The organism is Roseobacter sp. HKCCD6576-2 (assembly GCF_013179285.1).
Classification (GTDB): Bacteria; Pseudomonadota; Alphaproteobacteria; order Rhodobacterales; family Rhodobacteraceae; genus Rhodophyticola; species Rhodophyticola oceani.
The window spans coordinates 467262-487447 of the sequence record NZ_WVNW01000001.1; the positions used below are offsets into that span (position 1 = coordinate 467262).

Annotated in this window: 16 protein-coding genes; 12 read left to right on the forward strand and 4 right to left on the reverse strand. The window is 61.5% G+C overall.

Features of this window, described 5'->3' with window-relative positions; translation table 11 throughout:
- Positions 1 to 102 precede the first annotated feature (102 nt).
- The 5 genes from GTF44_RS02295 to GTF44_RS02315 all read left to right on the forward strand — a co-directional run bounded on the left by GTF44_RS02295 (position 103) and on the right by GTF44_RS02315 (position 4899).
- Entirely contained in the window at positions 103 to 1089 is a 987-nt protein-coding gene (locus tag GTF44_RS02295) for a tripartite tricarboxylate transporter substrate binding protein (protein WP_145212616.1), read from the forward strand.
- Between the two features lie 104 nt (positions 1090 to 1193).
- The gene (locus tag GTF44_RS02300) at positions 1194 to 1688 is read left to right on the forward strand and encodes a tripartite tricarboxylate transporter TctB family protein (protein ID WP_171557219.1); all 495 of its coding nucleotides are present in this window, start codon (positions 1194 to 1196) and stop codon (positions 1686 to 1688) included.
- A 3-nt stretch (positions 1689 to 1691) separates the two neighbouring features.
- Complete coding sequence (locus tag GTF44_RS02305; RefSeq protein ID WP_171557221.1) at positions 1692 to 3215, forward strand: tripartite tricarboxylate transporter permease; 1524 nt, start codon at positions 1692 to 1694, stop codon at positions 3213 to 3215.
- 29 nt (positions 3216 to 3244) lie between these two features.
- On the forward strand, positions 3245 to 4594 hold the full coding sequence (locus GTF44_RS02310) for an acyclic terpene utilization AtuA family protein (protein ID WP_216364845.1): 1350 nt from the start codon (positions 3245 to 3247) through the stop codon (positions 4592 to 4594).
- Positions 4591 to 4899 carry a DUF4387 family protein gene (locus GTF44_RS02315; protein WP_171557224.1) on the forward strand — a complete coding sequence of 103 codons (309 nt, stop codon included), beginning with the start codon at positions 4591 to 4593 and terminating at the stop codon, positions 4897 to 4899. Before GTF44_RS02310 ends, GTF44_RS02315 begins: the two co-directional genes overlap by 4 nt.
- 32 nt (positions 4900 to 4931) lie before the next feature.
- On the opposite strand, the gene GTF44_RS02320 is transcribed toward GTF44_RS02315, so the two are convergent.
- Entirely contained in the window at positions 4932 to 5684 is a 753-nt protein-coding gene (locus GTF44_RS02320; RefSeq protein ID WP_171557226.1) for an SDR family NAD(P)-dependent oxidoreductase, read from the reverse strand.
- A 295-nt stretch (positions 5685 to 5979) separates the two neighbouring features.
- Between GTF44_RS02320 and GTF44_RS02325 the strand changes: the two genes are divergently transcribed.
- From GTF44_RS02325 to GTF44_RS02340, 4 genes are all read left to right on the forward strand, one after another.
- Positions 5980 to 6384 carry a rhodanese-like domain-containing protein gene (locus GTF44_RS02325; RefSeq protein WP_171557227.1) on the forward strand — a complete coding sequence of 135 codons (405 nt, stop codon included), beginning with the start codon at positions 5980 to 5982 and terminating at the stop codon, positions 6382 to 6384.
- 157 nt (positions 6385 to 6541) lie between these two features.
- Positions 6542 to 7231 (forward strand): ImuA family protein, encoded by a 690-nt coding sequence (locus GTF44_RS02330; RefSeq protein WP_171557229.1) that lies wholly within the window; start codon positions 6542 to 6544, stop codon positions 7229 to 7231.
- Entirely contained in the window at positions 7134 to 8666 is a 1533-nt protein-coding gene (locus GTF44_RS02335; RefSeq protein ID WP_171557231.1) for a DNA polymerase Y family protein, read from the forward strand. Before GTF44_RS02330 ends, GTF44_RS02335 begins: the two co-directional genes overlap by 98 nt.
- Positions 8666 to 11968: an error-prone DNA polymerase gene (locus GTF44_RS02340; protein ID WP_171557232.1), complete on the forward strand. Its 3303-nt coding sequence runs from the start codon at positions 8666 to 8668 to the stop codon at positions 11966 to 11968. Before GTF44_RS02335 ends, GTF44_RS02340 begins: the two co-directional genes overlap by 1 nt.
- Positions 11969 to 11973: 5 nt before the next feature.
- On the opposite strand, the gene GTF44_RS02345 is transcribed toward GTF44_RS02340, so the two are convergent.
- Both GTF44_RS02345 and GTF44_RS02350 read right to left on the reverse strand, forming a co-directional pair.
- Complete coding sequence (locus GTF44_RS02345; RefSeq protein WP_171557234.1) at positions 11974 to 15117, reverse strand: efflux RND transporter permease subunit; 3144 nt, start codon at positions 15115 to 15117, stop codon at positions 11974 to 11976.
- 4 nt (positions 15118 to 15121) lie between these two features.
- On the reverse strand, positions 15122 to 16261 hold the full coding sequence (locus tag GTF44_RS02350) for an efflux RND transporter periplasmic adaptor subunit (RefSeq protein ID WP_171557235.1): 1140 nt from the start codon (positions 16259 to 16261) through the stop codon (positions 15122 to 15124).
- An 88-nt stretch (positions 16262 to 16349) separates the two neighbouring features.
- Between GTF44_RS02350 and GTF44_RS02355 the strand changes: the two genes are divergently transcribed.
- The 3 genes from GTF44_RS02355 (at position 16350) to GTF44_RS02365 (ending at position 19468) form a co-directional block, all read left to right on the forward strand.
- Positions 16350 to 16961 (forward strand): TetR/AcrR family transcriptional regulator, encoded by a 612-nt coding sequence (locus GTF44_RS02355; RefSeq protein ID WP_145212580.1) that lies wholly within the window; start codon positions 16350 to 16352, stop codon positions 16959 to 16961.
- 72 nt (positions 16962 to 17033) lie between these two features.
- Entirely contained in the window at positions 17034 to 18023 is a 990-nt protein-coding gene (locus GTF44_RS02360) for a type I glyceraldehyde-3-phosphate dehydrogenase (protein WP_171557237.1), read from the forward strand.
- A complete protein-coding gene (locus GTF44_RS02365; protein ID WP_171557239.1) occupies positions 18020 to 19468 on the forward strand; it encodes an NAD-dependent succinate-semialdehyde dehydrogenase in 1449 nt (482 codons plus the stop codon). Before GTF44_RS02360 ends, GTF44_RS02365 begins: the two co-directional genes overlap by 4 nt.
- On the opposite strand, the gene GTF44_RS02370 is transcribed toward GTF44_RS02365, so the two are convergent.
- Entirely contained in the window at positions 19465 to 20172 is a 708-nt protein-coding gene (locus GTF44_RS02370; protein ID WP_171557241.1) for a GntR family transcriptional regulator, read from the reverse strand. The genes GTF44_RS02365 and GTF44_RS02370 overlap by 4 nt on opposite strands.
- Between the last annotated feature and the right edge of the window lie 14 nt (positions 20173 to 20186).

Genomic DNA, 20186 nt, shown 5'->3' on the forward strand with positions numbered 1-20186 from the left:
TCGACTGTTGTGGCAAGCACAGAGTGGGGCGCGATGCCCGCCAAGCGTGACCGCGCGAGGCGGCGGAATGACCCACCGATATGACGTCATAGGGAGGACGACATGACGAAACTGAATTTGACCCGCCGGGTCATGATGGCCGCAACGGCGGCCGCGATGAGCTTTGGCTCACCGGTATTCGCGGATGGCCATCAGATGGTCGATAGCATCCATTTCCTGATCCCCGGCGGCGCCGGTGGCGGTTGGGACGGCACGGCTCGCGGCACAGGCGAAGCTCTGACCGAGGCCGGCCTGGTTGGGACCGCCTCTTATGAGAATATGTCCGGTGGCGGCGGCGGTGTGGCGATTGCCTATATGATCGAAAATGCCGAAAGCAATCACGGCACGCTCATGGTCAACTCGACCCCGATCGTGATCCGGTCGCTGACCGGCGTGTTCCCGCAGAGCTTCCGGGACCTAACGCTTGTGGCGGGCACCATCGGCGACTATGCGGCATTGGTTGTGCCTGCTGATAGTGAACTGACCTCGATGGACGATCTGCTCGGCACATACCGCGAAGATCCGACGGCCTTTGCCATCGGCGGCGGCTCGGTTCCGGGCGGCATGGATCATCTGGTTGCGGCGATGGTGATGCAGTCGGCGGGTGAAGACCCAACGGCCTTCAACTACATCCCCTATGATGCGGGCGGCACTGCGATGGCCGGCTTGCTGTCAGGTGAAATCCAGGCGCTATCAACCGGCTTCTCCGAAGCGGTTGCATTGGCCGGTCAGGGCGAAGTGCGCATCCTCGGCGTCACCTCGGAGGAACGCGTGGGCGCCTTCGAAGATGCCCCGACCTTCATGGAGCAGGGTATCGACACAACCTTCGTCAATTGGCGTGGGTTCTTCGGCGCGCCCGGCCTGCCGGATGAGCAGCTGCAAGCGTACCAGGCCGCGATCGAGGCCATGTACGAAACTGACGCTTGGGAAGATGTGCGGGCCCGTAATGGCTGGGTCAACATCCATAACTCCGGCGACGAGTTCCGTGCATTCCTTGAAGCACAGGAGCAGGAAATCGGCGACCTGATGCGGACGCTTGGCTTCCTCTAAAGCGTAAGCGGATATGATATTGGCAAGGCCAGCTGTGATGCATGGCCTTGTCTCCCCGGCGCACCTGGCGCGCCCAATTCCAAGACAATCGAGGGGGACAGCCAATGGCGCTTGACCGATGGATCGCATTGATCTTCGTGGCCTTTTGCTGCGTCTATGGCTACGCGGCGTTTTTCACCATGGACCAGCTTTTGCCGCCGTTTATGCAGCGCAATCCGGTCTGGCCGTCTACCTTCCCGAAAGTCCTCGCGGTGTCTGGCGCCCTGGTTGGGTTGATCGTGCTTTTGGGCTTGGAGAAATCCGACGATACCGAAGAGCCAAGCGCCACGGCGATCAACTATCGTCGCCTCACCGATTACAATTTGGGTCAGGCGCTGATGCTGTTGGGCCTGATGGTGGCCTATGCGCTTTTGCTGCGCCCGATTGGGTTTCTGCTGGCAACCACCAGCTTCATTTTCGTGGGCAGTTTCATTCTGGGCGAACGTCGCTGGATCGTGATGATCCTGTCGGGCGCAATCGCCTCAGGCGTCGTCTGGTATTTGGTGCAAGAGGTGCTTGGCATCTTCCTGCGCCCCTTGCCGTTCTTCATGGGAGTCTGAGACATGCTTGAAGGTATCATGATTGGCCTCAGCACGGCCTTCTCCCTCACCAATATCCTGATGGTTATCGGCGGCTGTTTGATCGGGACATTCATCGGGATGTTGCCGGGCCTTGGGCCGATGTCGATTATTGCGATTATGATCCCAGTGGCGATTTCGATTGGTGATCCAACCGCCGCCCTGATCTTGCTGGCCGGTGTCTATTACGGCGCGATTTTCGGCGGCTCGACCTCGTCGATTTTGTTGAACGCGCCGGGGGTCGCGGGCACCGTGGCCACCGCCTTTGACGGCTATCCAATGGCGCAAAAAGGCATGGCGGGCAAGGCGCTGACCATCGCCGCCGTCGCCAGCTTCGCGGGTGGCACGATTTCTGCGGTTCTCCTGATGATTTTCGCTCCGGCGCTTAGTTCGGTGGCGCTCTTGTTCCATTCGGCGGAGTACTTCGCTCTGATGGTCGTAGGGCTTTCCGCCATCGCGGCCTTCGCGGGCACGGGGCAGGTTGCCAAGGCTCTGATGATGACGCTTCTGGGCTTGATCCTTGCCACCGTGGGCGAAGGTGCTCTGTTCAACATGCCGCGCTTCACCTTGGGGCTTATGGATCTGCAATCGGGGCTGAGCTTCATTACGCTGGCCATGGCGATGTTCGCGCTGCCCGAGGCCATGTTCCTGGTTCTCAACCCGGCGCGGAGTGCGACCGAAGGTGAAGGCGGCGGTGGCAAGATCACTGGCCTGCGCTTTTCGCGGAACGAAGGCAAAGCGATGGCCCCGGTCATCGGTCGGCAATCGGTACAGGGGTTCTTCATTGGCGTTCTGCCGGGTGCAGGGGCGACCATCGCCTCTTTCCTGGGCTACGCGGTGGAGCGGAACCTCGCCAAGGGGGAGGAGCAGAAGGAGTTCGGAAAAGGCTCCGTCAAAGGGCTGGCGGCGCCAGAGGCCGCCAATAATGCGGCCTGTACGGGCTCGTTTGTGCCACTCCTGACCCTTGGGATCCCGGGGTCGGGCACAACGGCCATCTTGCTTGGCGCGCTCATCGCTTTGAACGTTACCCCAGGTCCGCGCCTCATGGTGGACACGCCAGAGATTTTCTGGGCCGTCATCATCTCGATGTTTATCGGCAATCTGGTCCTTTTAATCCTGAACCTGCCGCTGATTCCGTATATCGCGAAGATCCTGTCGATACCGCGCAACTATCTGATCCCGTTCATCCTCTTCTTCACGCTGATGGGGGCCTATATCGGGCAAAACAACGCAACCGAGCTTCTGATTTTGGTCGGGCTTGGTGTGTTGGCGACAATACTGCGCTTCGCGGATTACCCACTTGCACCCCTGTTGATCGGGTTCATCCTTGGCACGATGCTGGAAGATAACTTCTCCCGTTCGATGCAGCTCTATCGTGGCCTTGATTTCATCTGGGAACGTCCGATGACAATGGGCTTGTTGGTCATTGCGCTTTTGTTGGTGATCTTGCCAAGCTATCGCGCGCGCCGCGCCCGGGCCAGGGCCAAGGGTGTCGCCGACGGGGATTGAGCGGGGCGTCCCTACTTGGGAGGTGATTGATGACCAAGGTGTTGATCCCCTCCGGCGCGTTGGGTCTGGGGTTTGATCGCGCGGCATTGGCCAATGGTGTGGCGGCCAAGCCCGATCTGATCGCGATTGATGGCGGCTCCACCGATAGCGGGCCGCATTATTTGGGCACGGGAACGTCGAAATATGCGCGGGGGTCGGTGAAAGCCGAATGGGCCGACATCATGGCCGCCCGGGCAGAAGCCGGGGTGCCCTTGGTGATTGGTACGGCGGGCACCAGCGGCGCGGATGATGCGGTGGATTGGCTGCTCGACATCACGCGCGAGATCGCGGCGGAAACCGGTGAGTGGATGAAGATCGCGGCTCTGAAGAGCGGCCAGGATAGCGGGAAGATGGTGGCGGCCTTGGCCGCCGGCCGTATCGCGTCCTTGAGCCCCGTGCTGGAGGTCTCTGCGGCGTTGCTGACTAGCTGCACCAATATCGTTGCCCTGGCCGGCGCAGAGCAGATCCAAGCGGCGCTGGAAACCGGCGCCGACATCGTGATTGCCGGGCGCACAACCGACACGGCGATCATCTCGGCCCTTCCACTTGCTCAAGGCTGCCACCCTGGCGGCGCGTGGCATGGCGCAAAGATCGGCGAATGTGGGGCGTTGGCCACGACAAACCCTGGGTCTGGCACCATTTTGATCGAGTTTGATGACGAGGGGTTTGTCATCACCCCGATGGGCTCTGATGCAAGGGCCACGCCATACACGGTTTCGGCCCATATGCTTTATGAAAACAGCGACCCGTTTCTGCTCTATGAACCGGGGGGGCATCTGGATGTCACCGCCGCGCGGTACGAGGCGCTTGATCCGCGGCGGGTTCGTGTCACGGGCAGCCAATGGGTACCATCCGATCGCTACACAGTGAAATTGGAGGGCGCGCGGCTGGCGGGGTATCAGACCGTCTCCCTCGTGCTGGTGCGGGAGCCCCGCTACGTTGCCAATATCCGGGCTTGGTGCAGCGATGTTCACCAGAAATGTATGGCCAAGGCCCGCGCAAGTGTGGCCGGGCAGTTCGATCTGGAGCTTCGGGTGATCGGTTTGGATGCCACCTTGGGCGCGCTCGATAGCGACGCGCAAACGGGCAGCGAGGTTGGCGTGATGGGCATTGTCACGGCCGAGACCCAAGCAATTGCGCAAGAGGTTGCCAAAATCCTGAACCCCTATTTGCTCCACCACGCGCTTACCGAACAAGAGGAGATGCCGACCTTCGCCTTCCCCTTCTCTCCCACGGAGATGTCGCGCGGGGCGATCTACGAGTTCTGCCTCAACCATGTATTGGAGTTGGACAATCCGATGGACGCTTTCGATCTGACCACAGTGGAGGTTGGTCCATGACCAAATTGGCCGATATCGTCACCAAGGTTCGGTCGAAAAACGCCGGGCCGTTCTGGCTGACGATCGACATATTTTGCGGTTCGTCGGACGTGTTTCGGCGGGTGTGTGACGGTGTGTCCTCCGAGATCGTCGCCAATGCCATGGGCGCGGATCTGAGCGATCTGAAACGGTTCGAGATCGCCGATCTGAACGTGGTGAAATTCAGCCTGCCACGACCGCACATTCAGGGCACGGCCTTAGACCGCGACATGCATGGGGCGTCTTTTGCCAACATCCTGGCGGAGATGGAGATTGGCGCGCCTTAGACCGGTCGCGCCAATCCCGATTTCGATGAGGCTTAGCAGGTGTAGTTCAGACCAAGCCGTCCGCCATCGACATAGATCGTCTCGCCGGTCACATAGCTGGCCTTGGAGCTCGCCAAAAATGCAACTACATCGCCCACCTCCCGCGGGCTGCCGACCCGTTTCAACGGTGTGCGCGACAGAACGCGCTCCAACGCTTCGGGGTTCGCATTCACACCCGCCATCATTGCGGTGTCGATAGAGCCGGGTCCAACCGCATTGACCCGAATGTTATGGGGCGCCAAAGCCAGAGCTGCGGCTTTGGTAAGCTGCATCACGCCACCTTTGGAGGCTGAATAAGCCGCAATTGCGGGAATCGACACCACCGCGTTGACCGACGACATGTTCACAATCGACCCCTCAATACCCTTGGAGACCATGGTCTTTGCCGCGCGTTGCAAGGCCACGAAAGTGCCGGTCAGGTTGACATCGATAACCTTCTGAAAACTCTCCAGGGACAGGTCGAGGAACTCTGCCGGCATGGCGATGCCCGCGTTGTTTACCAGGATCGAGACGGGCCCATGCTCGGCTTCAATCGTGTCAAACATCGCGTTGATCTGCACCGGGTCGCTCATATCGCAGGTAAGGCCGACCGTGCCGCCGCCCAACGCCTCCGCTGCGGCTGCCACGCCCTCTGCATTGACATCGGCAAGGATCAGCTTGGCCCCATCTGCGGCCAATGCTTCGGCACAGGCATATCCGATGCCTTGGGCACCACCGGTCACAAGGGCAATAGGTTGATCACTCATCTGGCTCTCCGTTTCGTCTTGGGGCCGCAGGGTTGCGGTCTATTGGATCGGCATCCGTTGGGATGACGGCTGATCGAGTGTTACCGTCCTCGATTGTTTTTCGCCAGTTGTCTGGCGGTGAATGTTGTCTGATAGAGGCGCGCCCGAAGAGACCGGTTTGGCCCCCGTTACACATCAATAAGGGATCAAATCATGGGCTTGGGGTGCGCCTTGATATCTGGCCGATATGTTGTTGAGATGAGGCGCTTGGGTCAGTGTTCAAGAAACTTATGCCATATGGCGGAACAGGAAGCGGATGCCGAATTTGAAAACCAGCGCGGCCGAAATGGTGGCCGCGGCGCGGGCGCGGGTCAAAGAGATCGAGACGCGGGATTTGATCGCGCAGATGGAAGACCCCAACCTGGTGATTGTCGATATTCGCGACGTTCGCGAGCGGCAACGCAGCGGCTATATCCCCGGTAGCTTTCATGCCCCGCGCGGCATGCTCGAGTTTTGGATTGATCCGCAAAGCCCATATTTCAAAGAGATATTCGGCGAAGACAAAACCTTCGTCTTCCACTGTGCCTCTGGCTGGCGCTCAGCGCTCAGTACGGCGACATTGCAAGACATGGGCTTTGACGCGGCGCATTTGCGCGAGGGGTTCTCCACTTGGGAAGCGCAAGGCGGCCCCGTTGAGTTTCCGGCATCTAACGAGAAATAGGGTCGCTCGGGCGGAGCCGAGTTCCCGAGACACGGATGTTGTCGCTGCGTTGAGCAATGTGCCAATGCGGCCCTCTTCACTGGATGCTGATGCGATTTGACTCTGGCGGCAGAATCATTAGAACAAAAGAAGAACAAACCTTGGGCGACTCGCGTGTATGGCGTCACTTGTTTCCACACTCAAAGCACAATCCCGACCGGCCCGGACGCGGATGGCCGATCTGTGCCGGCGCAACGGGCTCTCCGACCTGTTCCCGGAAACGGTCTGCGATGCGGGCGCGGTCGGGTTCCTTCTGGCGACCTTGCCGCGCGGGCAGGGGCCGGTGCTTTGGGTGCAAGATCGGGTCTCGGCCCGCGAGGCGGGTGTGCCTTATCTGACCGAGATGCAAAGCGGCGTGCCGCTGCTCCGGGTGCAGGTCGGGCGCGCGGCGGATGTGTTGCAAGCAATGGAAGATGGTCTGGGCTGCGGGGCCTTGGCCGCCGTGGTGGGCGAGATCTGGGGCGACCCGCCTGCGCTCAGCTTCACGGCCACCAAGCGTCTGGCGCTTCGGGCCGACAGCAACGCCTTGCCCTGCTGGTTGGTCCGCCGGGCGGGTGCGCCGAATTTGAGCGCCGCGCGCAATCGCTGGCGGGTCACCTCCGCCCCGTCCGCGGCGCATCCAGACGATGCCAAAGCCCCGGGGGCGCCCCGCTGGCATGTGGGCCTGTTCCGTTCGCGACAGGCCAAGCCGGGCGATTGGATGGTGTCGTATGACCGGGCGGCGCATTGTCTCGATTTTTCTGCCACATCTGGCGATGGAGCGCTGGCAGAAATGGGCCGCGCAGCAGGGGAGCGCGCCGCCGGATGACCTGCCCCTGGCCCTGGCGACTGAAGGCGCTCATGGCCCGGTGATCCATGCCACCAACCGGGCCGCGCGCCTGGCGGGGATGCGGGTGGGCGAACGGGTTGTCGATATGCGCGCGCTTTGCCCGGATTTACAGGTTGAACAGGCGGATTTGGATGGCGACTGGCGGGCGCTAGAGCGACTGATGCTCTGGACTCGACGCTGGTGCCCCTGGACGGTGACGGATGGGGCGGATGGGCTGATCCTGGACACCACGGGCTCGGCGCATCTCTTCGGTGGTGAGGCGGCTTTGTTGCGCGAGATGGAAGAGCGGCTGGCCGGGCTGGGCCTCGGCAGTCAGATCGCGATAGCCCCCACCTGGGGCGCGGCCTGGGCGCTCGCCCGGTTTGGCCCGGTCCGTGCGATTTGCCCCGGGGGACAGGAGGCCGAGATGCTGGCCCCCTTGCCCGCGCGCGCCTTGCGGTTGGAGGAGAAAACCGGGCTGCTCCTGCATCGTTTGGGGCTGAAAACCATCGGTGATCTGGCCGCGATCCCGCGCCTGTCGTTGACCTGCCGCTTTGCCCGGGCTGAGTTGGACGGCAATCCGCTGATGCGGCTAGATCAGGCCATGGGCCGCGCGTCCGAGCCGGTTTCCAGCCCCGATGCGCCGCCGGTTTTTCGCACCCTCGCGCGCTTGGCGGAACCGATCCAAGACCCAACGCCTTATCTGCCGGAACTCTGCGAAGCGCTCTGCGCACAACTGGCGGGGGAGGGGATGGGCTGTCGCAAATTGCGCCTGACGGTCTATCACACCGATGGTGCGCTCAGTACGATCACGGCGGCCATGTCGCGCCCGAGCCGGGAGGCACAACATCTGGAGCGTCTCTTTGAGGGCAAGTTGGAGCGGATCAACCCGGGCTTCGGCTTCGATCTGATCACGCTGGAGGCGGGGGGTGTCGAAGAGCTTATCATCGCGCAACATCGCCTGGAGGGCGGGACGGAAGACGATGTTGACCTTGCGCGCCTGATCGACCGGCTGGTGGCTCGGTTTGGCGCGTCCGCAGTGACCCGGCCCACGCCGCGCGCCAGCCATGTGCCGGAACGAGCCCAGAACTGGCAAAGAGCCATGGCCGCCCCGACCGCGTCGGTGAGCCCACCGACCAGGGACAGACCCTTACGTCTCTTCGAGCATCCCGAAGAAATCCGCGTGCTCTACGCCGTTCCCGAAGGCCCGCCTGCGCAATTCATCTGGCGGCGGCAGACCTTGCATGTCACCCGCTATGCGGGGCCAGAACGGATTGCGCCGGAATGGTGGAATGACCGGCCCGGCACCCGGCTTCGCGATTATTTCAAGGTTGAGGATCAAACCGGGCGGCGATTTTGGCTCTATCGCGAGGGGCTGCATGGCGATGGCCGGGGCGGCGCGCCGCGCTGGTTTCTACATGGGGCGTTTGCCTAATGCCGCAAAATGATCATCAACATAAACGCCGAACGCTGGAGACTGACGGCCTGACTCCTAACCCGCGTGCGGCGTATGTGGAGCTTGGGGTGACCAGTTGCTTTTCTTTCCTCTATGGCGCGTCCGATGCGGTGGATCTGGCCGCAACGGCTTGGGAACAGGGCTATGACGCGCTTGGCATCGCCGATCTGAACACGATGGCGGGCGTGGTCCGGCTCCATGCGGAAGCGACCAAAGCGCATATCCGCCCGGTCATTGGCTGCCGGGTTGCATTGATCTCGGGCGAGGCGTTCTTGGCCTATCCGCGCAACCGGATCGGCTATGGGCAACTCTGCGCGCTGCTTTCTAAGGGGAAGATGTCGACGCCCGACGGTGAATGGCAGGAAAAGGGCGCCTGTCAGATCACGCTGAATGACCTTGCGGCGCATGCGGATCAGATACAGTTGATCCTTCTGCCGCCAGAGAATTTGCATGACTTGGCGGCGCAACTGCGCCAGTTGACCCGCCGCTTGCCGGCGCTCCGCCATATTGCCGCCAGCTATCTCTATCGCGGGGATGATCGGGCGCGGATCAACCATTTGGACCGGTTGGCGCGGCGCTTTGGGCTCTCGATCCTGGCCACCAATGATGTGCATTACCACGCGCCCGACCGGCGGCCTTTGCAGGATGTGATGACCTGTATCCGCGAGAAAACCACCATCGACCGGGCCGGGTTCCTGCTGCACGCGAATGCGGAGCGGCACTTGAAATCACCGCCTGAGATGATCCGGCTCTTCGCGGATTGGCCCCATGCGATCCGGGCGACGCGGGAGGTGGCCGATGCCTGTGCCTTCTCGCTCAATGAGTTGCGTTATGAGTACCCCGAAGAGACCGTACCCCAGGGGCAAACAGCGGATGCGTATCTGGCCGAACTGACCTGGGCGGGCGCGGCCAAACGCTACCCAAAAGGTATCTCGGAGAAGGTTCGCGCCACGCTCCAGAAAGAACTCGCGCTGATCTCCAAGCTCGATATTTCACCCTATTTCCTGACCATCCGCTACATCGTCCATTATGCCCGCAGCATCGGAATCTTATGTCAAGGGCGTGGCTCGGCGGCCAATTCGGCGGTGTGTTTCTGCCTTGAGATCACCTCCGTCGATCCGGATCTGAACGACGTGCTGTTTGAGCGTTTTATCTCCGAAGAGCGCCGCGAACCGCCCGATATCGATGTGGATTTCGAGCATGAACGCCGCGAAGAGGTGATCCAGCATATCTATGAGAAATACGGCCGCGCCCGTGCGGGTCTCTGCGCCACGGTGATCCATTACCGCCCGCGTATGGCGATCCGCGAGGTGGGCAAGGTCATGGGCCTCTCCGAAGATGTGACCTCGGCGCTGGCCAAAACCATCTGGGGCAGTTTCGGGCGGGAGATTGGCGCGAAAGAGGCCGAAGAGGCGGGGCTTGACCTGAACGATCCGCACCTGTCGCGGGCGATCAAACTGGCGGATCAGATGATCGGCATGCCGCGCCATCTGGGCCAGCATGTGGGTGGGTTCATCCTGACCCAGCATCCGCTGATTGAGACGGTGCCGATTGGCAATGGCGCGATGCCGGATCGCACTTTCATCGAATGGGACAAGGACGATATCGACGAGTTGGGCATCTTCAAGGTCGATGTTTTGGGCTTGGGCATGCTGACCTGCATCCGTAAAGCCTTTGATCTTCTGAAAGCCCATTATGACACACCGCTGGAGCTTGCCTCGATCAAAGAGGGCGATGAGGCGGTGTACGATATGCTCTGCCGGGGCGAGTCCCTTGGCGTGTTTCAGGTCGAAAGCCGGGCACAGATGAACATGTTGCCGCGCCTGAAACCGCGCAAATTCTATGATCTGGTGATCCAGGTCGCGATTGTCCGCCCCGGGCCGATCCAGGGCGATATGGTGCATCCCTATCTTCGGCGGCGCGCGGGGAAGGAACCAGAAGATTATCCCTCGCCCGCGCCGGAATTCGGCCCGCCGGATGAGCTGAAACAGATTTTGGGCCGCACCTTCGGTGTGCCGATTTTCCAGGAACAAGCGATGAAAATCGCCATGGTTGCGGCGGAGTTTTCCCCCGAGGAGGCCAATCAACTGCGCAAAGCCATGGCGACCTTCCGCGCCAAAGGTATGGTCAGCGATCATAAGGAAAAGATGGTCGGGCGGATGGTCAAACGCGGCTATGATCCGGAGTTTGCCGCGCGTTGTTTCAGTCAGATCGAGGGGTTTGGCGAATATGGCTTCCCCGAAAGCCACGCCGCCAGTTTCGCGCATCTGGTTTATGTGTCGAGCTGGCTGAAATGCCATCACCCGGATGTCTTCTGCGTCGCCCTTCTGAACTCGCAACCGATGGGCTTTTATGCGCCCGCGCAGATCGTGCGGGATGCGCAGGAGAACGGCGTGGAGGTGCGCCCGCCGGATGTGAATTTCTCGGAGTGGGACTCGACCCTTGAGCCCATCGCACCCGGGACATTCGCCGTGCGCTTGGGTCTGCGCCAGGTCGATGGGATGAAAGAAGACGCGGCGCTGCGGTTGGTGGCGGCGCGACAGGGGCCATTCACCGATCTCGAAGACCTCAAAACCCGCGCGCGGTTGGATGCGGGCAGCTTGCGCCGCCTCGCCGCTGCGGATGCGTTTTGCTCCATGGGGCTCGATCGCCGAGCCGCACTCTGGGACGCCGCCGCTTTGAAGGACGCGCCGAACCTGCCGCTTTTCACCGCCCAGGACACCCGGGATGAAGGGGCCGAGACCCGCGTGGCGCTTCCGACCATGCCGGTTTGCGAACATGTGGTGGCGGATTATCAAACCCTACGCTTGTCTCTGAAAGCGCATCCGCTCTCCTTTCTGCGGAAAAGCATGGCGAACCAAGGATTTATCTCAACAGAGACCCTGGCGCGCACCCATAATGGCGAGCAGGTCTCAATGGGCGGTATTGTGTTGGTCCGCCAACGCCCAGGCAGCGCCAAGGGCGTCTGTTTCATCACGATGGAGGATGAGAAAGGCATCGCCAATCTGGTGATCTGGCCCAAGGTGATGGCTGCCTATCGCAAGGTGATTATGCGATCCCGATTAATCGTGGTGCATGGCCGGGTGCAGCGTGACGCCGATATCATCCATGTGGTGGCGGAGCGGTTGGAGGACCGCACCGATGCGTTAAGCCGCCTCGCGAATGACCCGATGCCGGTGCCGCTGGCCCATGCCGATGAGGTGCGCCGCCCCGTACCGGAGCCCCGCGCCGGGCACCCGCGCAATGTACGCATCATCCCGAAATCGCGAGATTTTCACTAAGGGCCTCATTCGGCTGCGTGCCGCAGGATCAACGGTTCCGATGTTTTTGTTCGCGACGCAACGATGGCCGTTTTCTGACGCTCACGATAGAGAAGCGCGAACATAGGCGGGGTGAAGTAGAAGGACACCACCGTCGACAACAACACGCCGCCTGCAATCGCTACCGCGAAAGGCGGCCAGAACCCGCCGCCCTGCAGGATCAGGGGCAGGAACCCGCCAAAGGTTGTGATCGTTGTCGAGGTGATATGCCGGCTCGACCCGGTGACCACGCGGGCCATCGCGGCCTTGCCGCCCGCCGCCGCCTCCGGGTCGGCTTTCAACCCGGTCAGAATGATGATCGCGGCGTTGATCGAGACGCCGATGGACCCGATCACCCCAATGATCGCATTGATCCCAAACGGATACTGCATCACCGCCAATGCCAGCATGGACAGACCCGCCGACAAGCCGCAGACAACCAACGCCACAGCGGTCAGGCGGAAGGAGTTGAAGGTCAGCGCAATCGTCGCAATGGTCAGCGTGACGATCACTCCGATCGAGGCCAAGAGATTGCCCACCGTGCTGGACCGTGCATTGGAATCGCCGCCCAATTCCATCCGATAGCCTGGGGCGAGTTGAAATCCGCCCTCGTCCAAAGCGGCCAGTACGGATTGTAAAGCCTCTTCCGGCAAAACGCCGGGCACAATGAAGGCCTGCACCGTATTCGCGCGTTCCCCGTTGAACCGGGTGATGACGCTTTCGGCGGGTTCCAAAACGGGTGTTGCCAACTCCGAGAGCGGTACAGCCGGAAACTGTCCGCTGGCGGAAAGCGTGGCCGCCCCGGGCAGCAGAATCGGCAAGTCAGAAATCGCCGCCAGATCGCCCCGCGTGTCGGTATCGAACCGTGCCCGCACCGGCAATTGCTCGGTGCCTTCCACCAGCGAGCCACCGGTGACCCCAACCAACCCAGCCTCCAACTGGCGCGCAATATCGCTCACATCCAGACCGAGAAGGCGCGCAGCCACTTCATCGATTTCAAAACGGACTTGCGGCGCGCCGCCTGTCACACCGGCGCGCACTTGGGTCGTGAGATCAAGATCCGCCATGATTGCGCGCAATTCATCGCCCTGCGCCCGCAGCAGGTCCAAATCGGGGCCCACCAAACGCAACTCGACCGGTGCCGCCACGGGCGGGCCTTGAACCAGACCGCGCACGGTGATCCGCGCATCCGGAAAGCCAAGATCTAAACGTTCTTGAAGCTCAGGCACCAGCCGGGCCGATGCCGCAGGGGAAGCCGATGTGATCATCGCCTGGGCATAACCCGGTTCTTGCGACCGTCCGCCGGTGATATTGTAGTAGAAGGCCGGGCCGGATTGCCCGATGGACCAATAGACCGAGGCAATATCAGGTTCGCCCTGCAATATGGCATCAATCTCCATGCTGATTGCCGCGGTGTCTGAGATCGCAGTGCCGGGCGGCATTTCGACCTCCAGATAGAATTGATCCCGATCCACACCTGGAAAGAACTGTGCAGTGAGAGTCGGGAAGGCGGCAAAACCCAACACTGGCAGGATCAATGAAACCGCAATGGACTTCACCGGGTTCCGGACCGCCCAGAAGACAGAGGCTTCAAACACCTTGGCGAGAGTGGGCCAACTGACCCCTCTGCTGAGAAAACTGCCCCGTCCCGCCGCGGGAAGGACCCATCCCGCCAGGGCAGGGGTCACGGTGAGGGCCACGAAGAGTGACCACAGCAGCATCAGGACCACTGCAATTGCAATCGATCCCACGAAATCGCCTGCCGGGCCGGGCAGAAGGATCATGGGTGTAAATGACAGCGCCGTGGTTACGGTTGATGCCAAAAGCGGCGCGGCCAGCCGTTTCACCGCATCGCCGACCGCATCAATCCGCGCCATGCCACGGGCCAGGCGTTGGCGAACCTCATCGGACATCACAATGGCCGCGTCGACCAAAAGGCCGAGTGCGACGATCAACCCGGTGACCGACATCTGATGGATGGGCAATCCGATGAAGTTCATCGTTGCAAGCGTTGCCAACGAGACGACCGGCAGAACCAGAGCAACCACCGCAGCGGCCCGCACCCCGAGGGTCACAAACAACACCGCCACGACCAGCGCCACGCCGATCGCCATATTGGTGCCAACTTCGGCCAAACGATCCGCCGTATAAGTGCTTTGATCGAACATCAGCACTTCGGAAAGGCCGACCGGCACGGCATCGCTTCCAGCGGCCAGTTCCTCTCGGACAAACCCCATCCAGCGGTCGATTTGGACGCCGTCTTGCGCCAGTACGCCGACCAAGATGGCAGGGCGGCCATTGGCGAGGGCAAGTTCCGTTGCCGGATCGCGGGGCGCACGCGCGATCTGCGCAACATCCCCCAGGGTGACACTGGCCCCTTCGGCATTTTCGCGCAGCACGACGTCGCGCAATCTCGCCAACTGCTCAATCTCGCCGGAGATATTGATTGTCAGATCGCTGCCGCCGCCCTGCAATCGGCCCGCCTGGACCTTGCCATCAGCCGCCGCAACTCGTGTGGAAATCTCGTCGATGCTTAAGCCAAGCGCCGCAGCGCTGGAAGGGTCGACCTCGACCAGAACTTCTTCTTCGGGTGTTCCGAAAAGATCAACCGCGCGTGTTGATGGAATGGCGCGCAGACGGCTGGCGAGTGTCTCCGCATGGCGATACGCAAGGCTCAATGGCACCGCGTCATGATCGGACGTCACCGCGATCACGGCGGAATAGGCCGAGATGCCTTCTGCGTTGAACTCCGGCGCTTGCACGCCGGTGGGGAAGGTCCGCCGCGCGTCTTCCACGGCGTCGCGGGCTTCGGACCAGACCTGTTCGATGGTCGCCTCGTCGAGCGTCTCCAACAGCTCAATCGACACCACCGACACACCCGAGCGCGACACCGATTCCAGTGTGTCGACCTCGGCAATTTCGCGCAACTCTGCCTCGATTTCGGCGGTGACCAGGGCCTCCACGCGCGCCGGGTCGGCGCCGGGAAAACTGGTTGTAACCGTTGCGAAGAGATTGGTGATGGTCGGGTCTTCCTGCCGTCCAAGGGATAGGAATGACGACAATCCCGCCGAGATCAGCACCAACAGAATCAAAGCGACGAGCCGTGGTCGCCGGAAGGTGAGCGTTTCCATTGGTTCAGCCCTCGCTTGCGATGCGAACGGACTGGCCTGGTGTCACCCGATGTGCGCCTTCGCGGATCAACCGCGCGCCCGGTTCGAATGATCCCCGCAGAAACACCCGGTCAGATTCCGCATGCAGAACTTCCACCGCCGCATGCCGCACCACGTTACGTTCATCCACCACCAACACGGTCCAAAGGCTGCCCGTCCCTTCTTGTAAGGCATCAAGCGGAACCCAGACGCCGGGTGTTTCAATGCGGTGGTCTATCACGATCGACGCGGTCTGACCGAAGGCCGGCACATTGTCAGAGGTGAACTCAAACAAGGCGGTGCGGGTGCGCGTCACCGGGTCGATGTCCGGGCGAATTTGGACCAGCCGGGCGGGGAAGCGGGCTTGGTCAATCTCAATCTCAACCGACTCCAAACGCGCTATCTCTACAGTGAGCGGGAGGCCGACGCGGAGACGGGGTGTGGTTTGATCCATCAGCGTCATCAGAGATTGACCCGCCGCCAGTGTCTCGCCGCCATCAACCGTTTGCGCGCCGACCCGGCCTGCGAAGGGGGCGAGCAAAACCGATTTTTCCAATCTGATGTCAATTGCCGCGATGGCAGCATCGGTTTCGGCAATGCGTGCGGTCAACTCGTCGCGCGTGGCTTGTGATTGATCGACCCGGGCTTGGCTGGCGAAGCCTTGATCGGAAAGCGCGGCATTTCGTGCCAGTTCACGTTCGGCAAAGCCGCGCTGCGCTTCAAATGCATCGCGTGCTGCGGACAGGCGGGCGCGATCAGCGTCGAGAAGCTCGGTATCAAGCCGGGCCAAGACCTGCCCTTCGATGACGTGGTCGCCCTCGTCGACCGAAAGGATTTCCAACCGCCCGCCCAATTCGAACGAAAGAGCCACGGATTGCCGCGCTTCGATTTGCCCGGTGAACTGTCGCGAGATCGCGTAGCCGGTCGTTGGTGTCAGGCGCAGAATATCGACCGGCGTAAGCGCCGCCGCTGCGGGCGCCTCGGTTGCCTCGGCCCGGTCGGCCAAGGCATCGGCACCCAGCCCGACGGTTAGCGCGGCTCCAGCTAGGACGGAGAGGGTTAGGGCGGTTGAGGCGATCCACCGGACAGAGCGGCGAAACGGGCTTTGGTGGGCGGAAGGTGTCACGGCGTCATCCTCGCAATGTTAGTGTTTCTAACATAAGTTAGCACTTCTAACTTTGACAAGGGTTACGATGTCTGAAAGAAATCGGATCATGAAAAATCATCCCCAAGCCCCCAAACGGCGCAGCTATCATCACGGTGATCTGCGGGCGCAATTGGTTGAGGCGACGCGAGCCTTGGTTGAGGAAAAGGGCCCCGACCATTTCTCGGTTTCCGAAGCATGCCGGGTTGCCGGAGTGTCAACGGCCGCGCCGTATAAGCACTTCAAAGATAAGGATGAAATGCTGGAGGCCGTCGCATCGGCAGGGATGGCGCGTCAATATGTGCAGATGCAGACCGCCTTGGCGGATCTCCCCAAAGGCAGCATCGATCGGATTAGTGCGATCGGTCGTGTCTATGTCGATTTCGCGACTGAGGAGCCGGGTGTTTTCCGCCTGATGTTTGGCTTGGCCAAGGACCACGCAGACAATGCCAATCTGGTCTCGCAAGGCGAAGGGACCTTTGGATTGGTCTGCCAGGAGGTCGCCGATTTTCTGCGTCATGATGAGGTTGGTCCAGAGGCGGTTCGACGCGCCTTCCTCCTCTGGAGCTTCGTGCACGGCCTGTCGTTCTTGATGATCGACGGTAAGATCGAGATGATGGGGCTCGATATCGACAAAGACAGCTATCTCGCCGAAATCGGCGCCCGCGTTTTGCGCGATTGATCGCGCCAGCACGTCGGAGTTGCACCTCTCCGCCCGCCCATGCATGACTGCACCTGCACAGGAGGGACAGCAATGCGCGTGCGGGTGGCAATCAACGGGTTTGGGCGGATCGGGCGCTCGGTTCTGAGGGCTTGGGCCAAAGGCGGTTGGCCCGAGGTCGAGATCGTTGCGATCAATGATATCGCGCCATTGGCGACCTGCGCCTATCTGTTTCAATATGACAGCGTCTTTGGCCCTTGGCCCGGCACGGTCGCCGAGGATGGCACGTCGCTGATCATCGATGGCAAGGCGATCCCGTTCACCTGCGAGGCCGATCTGTCGGCTTTGGATCTTCGGGAGGTCGATATCCTGATGGATTGCACAGGCCGCGCCAAGGATCGGGCCGTCGCCGAAGCCGGGTTGGCCGCGGGGGCAGGGCGGGTTTTGATCTCGGGTCCGTCCCCTAATGCCGATCTGATCTTGGTCTTGGGGGCGAATGAGGATCGGCTGACCGCCGAACACCGTATCGTGTCAAACGCCTCCTGCACCACTAATGCCGTGGCGCCCTTGGCGCGCGTGCTCGACGATGCCTACGGTCTGGAAACCGCGCTTCTGACCACGGTGCATTGCTATACCGGGAGCCAGCCAACCGTTGATGCGCCAACCGGCGATCTGGCGCGGTCCCGCGCGGCGGCGCTCTCGATGGTGCCGACAACGACCAGCGCGGAGAAGCTGGTTGATCTGGTTTTGCCACATCTTGCGGGGCGGATCACCGGCTCGGCTGTGCGGGTGCCCACGGCCAGCGTCTCGGCGGTTGATCTTGCCGTGATCACGCGCACCGCGCCGCAAGCCGATGAGGCCCGCGAGATGTTGCGGGGGGCGGCGGGGGCGATCCTGGGCTTTACCGAGCAGCCCCTGGTCTCATCCGATCTGCGCGCCCGGCCGGAATCGCTCGTCGTCGCGGGGCCAGAGATCAAGCGCTCCAAGGGTGGCATGCTGCGGGTCTTTGGCTGGTATGACAATGAATGGGGCTTCTCCTGCCGGATGCTGGATGTGGCCGTGAAAATGGGAGAGTTCAGATGAGCGGATATCAAACCTGGCTGCGGCAAGCGAATTTCATCGCGGGTCAATGGGTTGGCGCGGATGATGGGCGCAGCATCGATGTCACCAATCCGGTCAATGGCGCCGTCATCGGGACGGTCCCGAACGCGGGTGAGGCCGAAACGATGCGCGCGATTGATGCCGCAGAGGCTGCCTTCCCGGCATTTGCTCAGATGCCGTTGATGGAGCGATTGTCGCTCCTCTGGACCCTGCATGACGCGTTGATGGACAACCAAGCCGACTTGGCTGAGCTGCTCACCGTCGAGATGGGCAAACCACTCGCTGAGGCCAAAGGCGAGATCGCCATCGGCGCGCAATATGTCCGCTGGTTCGCCGAAGAGGCGCGCCGCGCCAAGGGGGAGATCGTACCCGCCGGCGTCAACGGGCGGCGTATCTTGGTCACGCGGCATCCTGTTGGGGTTGTCGGCATGATCACACCCTGGAATTTCCCCTCCTCGATGCTGGCCCGCAAACTGGCCCCCGCATTGGCCGTAGGCTGCACTGTCGTTGCCAAACCGGCGACGGCGACACCTTATTCCGGGCTGGCCTGGGCCGCTTTGGCCGAAGAGGTCGGCTTTCCAGCCGGCACGGTCAACATCCTCACCGGCTCGGCCCGCGCGATTGCGGGCGCGATGATGGCGCGGCCCGAGGTTCGTAAGATCACTTTCACCGGGTCCACCGAGGTCGGAAAAGAACTGCTGCGCGGGGCCGCCGAGACAGTGAAGAAGGTTTCGATGGAACTGGGCGGCAACGCGCCGTTTATCGTCTTTGACGATGCCGATCTCGATGCCGCTGTAGAAGGCGCGATGATCTCGAAATATCGCAATATGGGCCAAACCTGCGTCTGCGCAAACCGGATTTATGTGCAGGCTGGCATCCATGACGCGTTCGTTGAGAAACTGGCCGCGGCGACCCGGGCGCTCAAGGTCGGCGATGGGCTGGACGATGGCGTGGCCCAAGGCCCAATGGTGGATATGGACGCGGTGGAAAAGGTTGAAAGCTTGCTGAGCGATGCCACATCCAAGGGGGCCAAGATTGCAACCGGCGGCAAGCGGCACGCGCTTGGTGGGCAGTTCTTTGAACCCACGGTTCTCACCCACGCGACGCAAGAGATGGCCTTCGCCCAGGAAGAGATTTTCGGCCCCCTCGCGCCGGTCTTCAAATTCGAGACTGAAGAAGAGGCGATTGCCATGGCGAATGACACGGTGTTTGGTCTCGCCTCCTACGCCTATACCAGCGACCTCGCGCGCGCCTTCCGGCTGAATGAGGGCCTGCAATACGGGATGATCGGCATCAATTCCGGCCTGATCACCACGGTCGAAGCGCCGTTTGGCGGGGTTAAGGAATCCGGCATGGGCAAGGAGGGCGGTAGCCAGGGCCTCGACGATTACCTCGATACAAAATACGTCTGTATCGACGGCATTTAGCCCTGCAAAACAATCCCATAGCCGACGTTCTCGGAAATCATCTTGAGAACCTGGCGGGCCAACACCCAGCCCGATTTGTCGCGGGCGACCCGGGTTAGGACGAGAAGGGCGGTGTTGCGATCCACTGACAAGGCCACGGATTCCGACATCGAACACATCTCAGCCGTGAGGCGGTCGGATATCTCTGCCGCCTCCAACCCATGGGCGGTCAAAAGTGCGGGCAGGTCTTCGGCGGCTTCTCCATCAAACTCCGCCAAAAGGCTCTCGGGTAACACGATCTCGTCAAGCGCAAACCGATCATCCGCCAATTTCAGCATGCGTTCTGCCACCAACACGCGCGCCTCGCCCGTCAGTTCAGCTTCGTCGCTGTCGGCCCGGCGGGTGCTGCTCCGACTGCGGAATATCTCCAATGCCGGCGCGGTTCCATCAAGGTGCGAGAGCCGGTCGAACCCGATCTTGGGGCCTTTTGCGGCCGACGAAGCGGTTCCCGGTTTGGCCACGACCGTGCCGCGCCCGGGTTTTCGCGCCAGCAATCCCTGGCTCTCCAGCGTGATCAAAGCCCGGCGCATGGTGCCCTGGCTGACACCAAATTCGTCGGCCAGACCAAACTCATTTGGCAGCCGACGTCCAACCTCCCATTCGCCACTGCGGATGCGGCGCAGCATTTCGGTTTCGGCTTTGCGGTAAAGCGGCACACGGGCCATGCTTTTGTCCTTTC

What these genes read in the sequence shown, in the direction of transcription:
- GTF44_RS02295 (WP_145212616.1), top strand. Translation starts at nt 103, where the DNA reads ATGACGAAACTGAATTTGACCCGCCGGGTCATGATGGCCGCAACGGCG.
- GTF44_RS02335 (WP_171557231.1), top strand. Translation starts at nt 7,134, where the DNA reads ATGACCGGGCGGCGCATTGTCTCGATTTTTCTGCCACATCTGGCGATG.
- GTF44_RS02320 (WP_171557226.1), bottom strand. Translation starts at nt 5,684, where the DNA reads ATGAGTGATCAACCTATTGCCCTTGTGACCGGTGGTGCCCAAGGCATC.
- GTF44_RS02365 (WP_171557239.1), top strand. Translation starts at nt 18,020, where the DNA reads ATGAGCGGATATCAAACCTGGCTGCGGCAAGCGAATTTCATCGCGGGT.
- GTF44_RS02305 (WP_171557221.1), top strand. Translation starts at nt 1,692, where the DNA reads ATGCTTGAAGGTATCATGATTGGCCTCAGCACGGCCTTCTCCCTCACC.
- GTF44_RS02360 (WP_171557237.1), top strand. Translation starts at nt 17,034, where the DNA reads ATGCGCGTGCGGGTGGCAATCAACGGGTTTGGGCGGATCGGGCGCTCG.
- GTF44_RS02355 (WP_145212580.1), top strand. Translation starts at nt 16,350, where the DNA reads ATGAAAAATCATCCCCAAGCCCCCAAACGGCGCAGCTATCATCACGGT.
- GTF44_RS02330 (WP_171557229.1), top strand. Translation starts at nt 6,542, where the DNA reads ATGGCGTCACTTGTTTCCACACTCAAAGCACAATCCCGACCGGCCCGG.
- GTF44_RS02325 (WP_171557227.1), top strand. Translation starts at nt 5,980, where the DNA reads ATGCCGAATTTGAAAACCAGCGCGGCCGAAATGGTGGCCGCGGCGCGG.
- GTF44_RS02340 (WP_171557232.1), top strand. Translation starts at nt 8,666, where the DNA reads ATGCCGCAAAATGATCATCAACATAAACGCCGAACGCTGGAGACTGAC.
- GTF44_RS02370 (WP_171557241.1), bottom strand. Translation starts at nt 20,172, where the DNA reads ATGGCCCGTGTGCCGCTTTACCGCAAAGCCGAAACCGAAATGCTGCGC.
- GTF44_RS02310 (WP_216364845.1), top strand. Translation starts at nt 3,245, where the DNA reads ATGACCAAGGTGTTGATCCCCTCCGGCGCGTTGGGTCTGGGGTTTGAT.
- GTF44_RS02315 (WP_171557224.1), top strand. Translation starts at nt 4,591, where the DNA reads ATGACCAAATTGGCCGATATCGTCACCAAGGTTCGGTCGAAAAACGCC.
- GTF44_RS02345 (WP_171557234.1), bottom strand. Translation starts at nt 15,117, where the DNA reads ATGGAAACGCTCACCTTCCGGCGACCACGGCTCGTCGCTTTGATTCTG.
- GTF44_RS02300 (WP_171557219.1), top strand. Translation starts at nt 1,194, where the DNA reads ATGGCGCTTGACCGATGGATCGCATTGATCTTCGTGGCCTTTTGCTGC.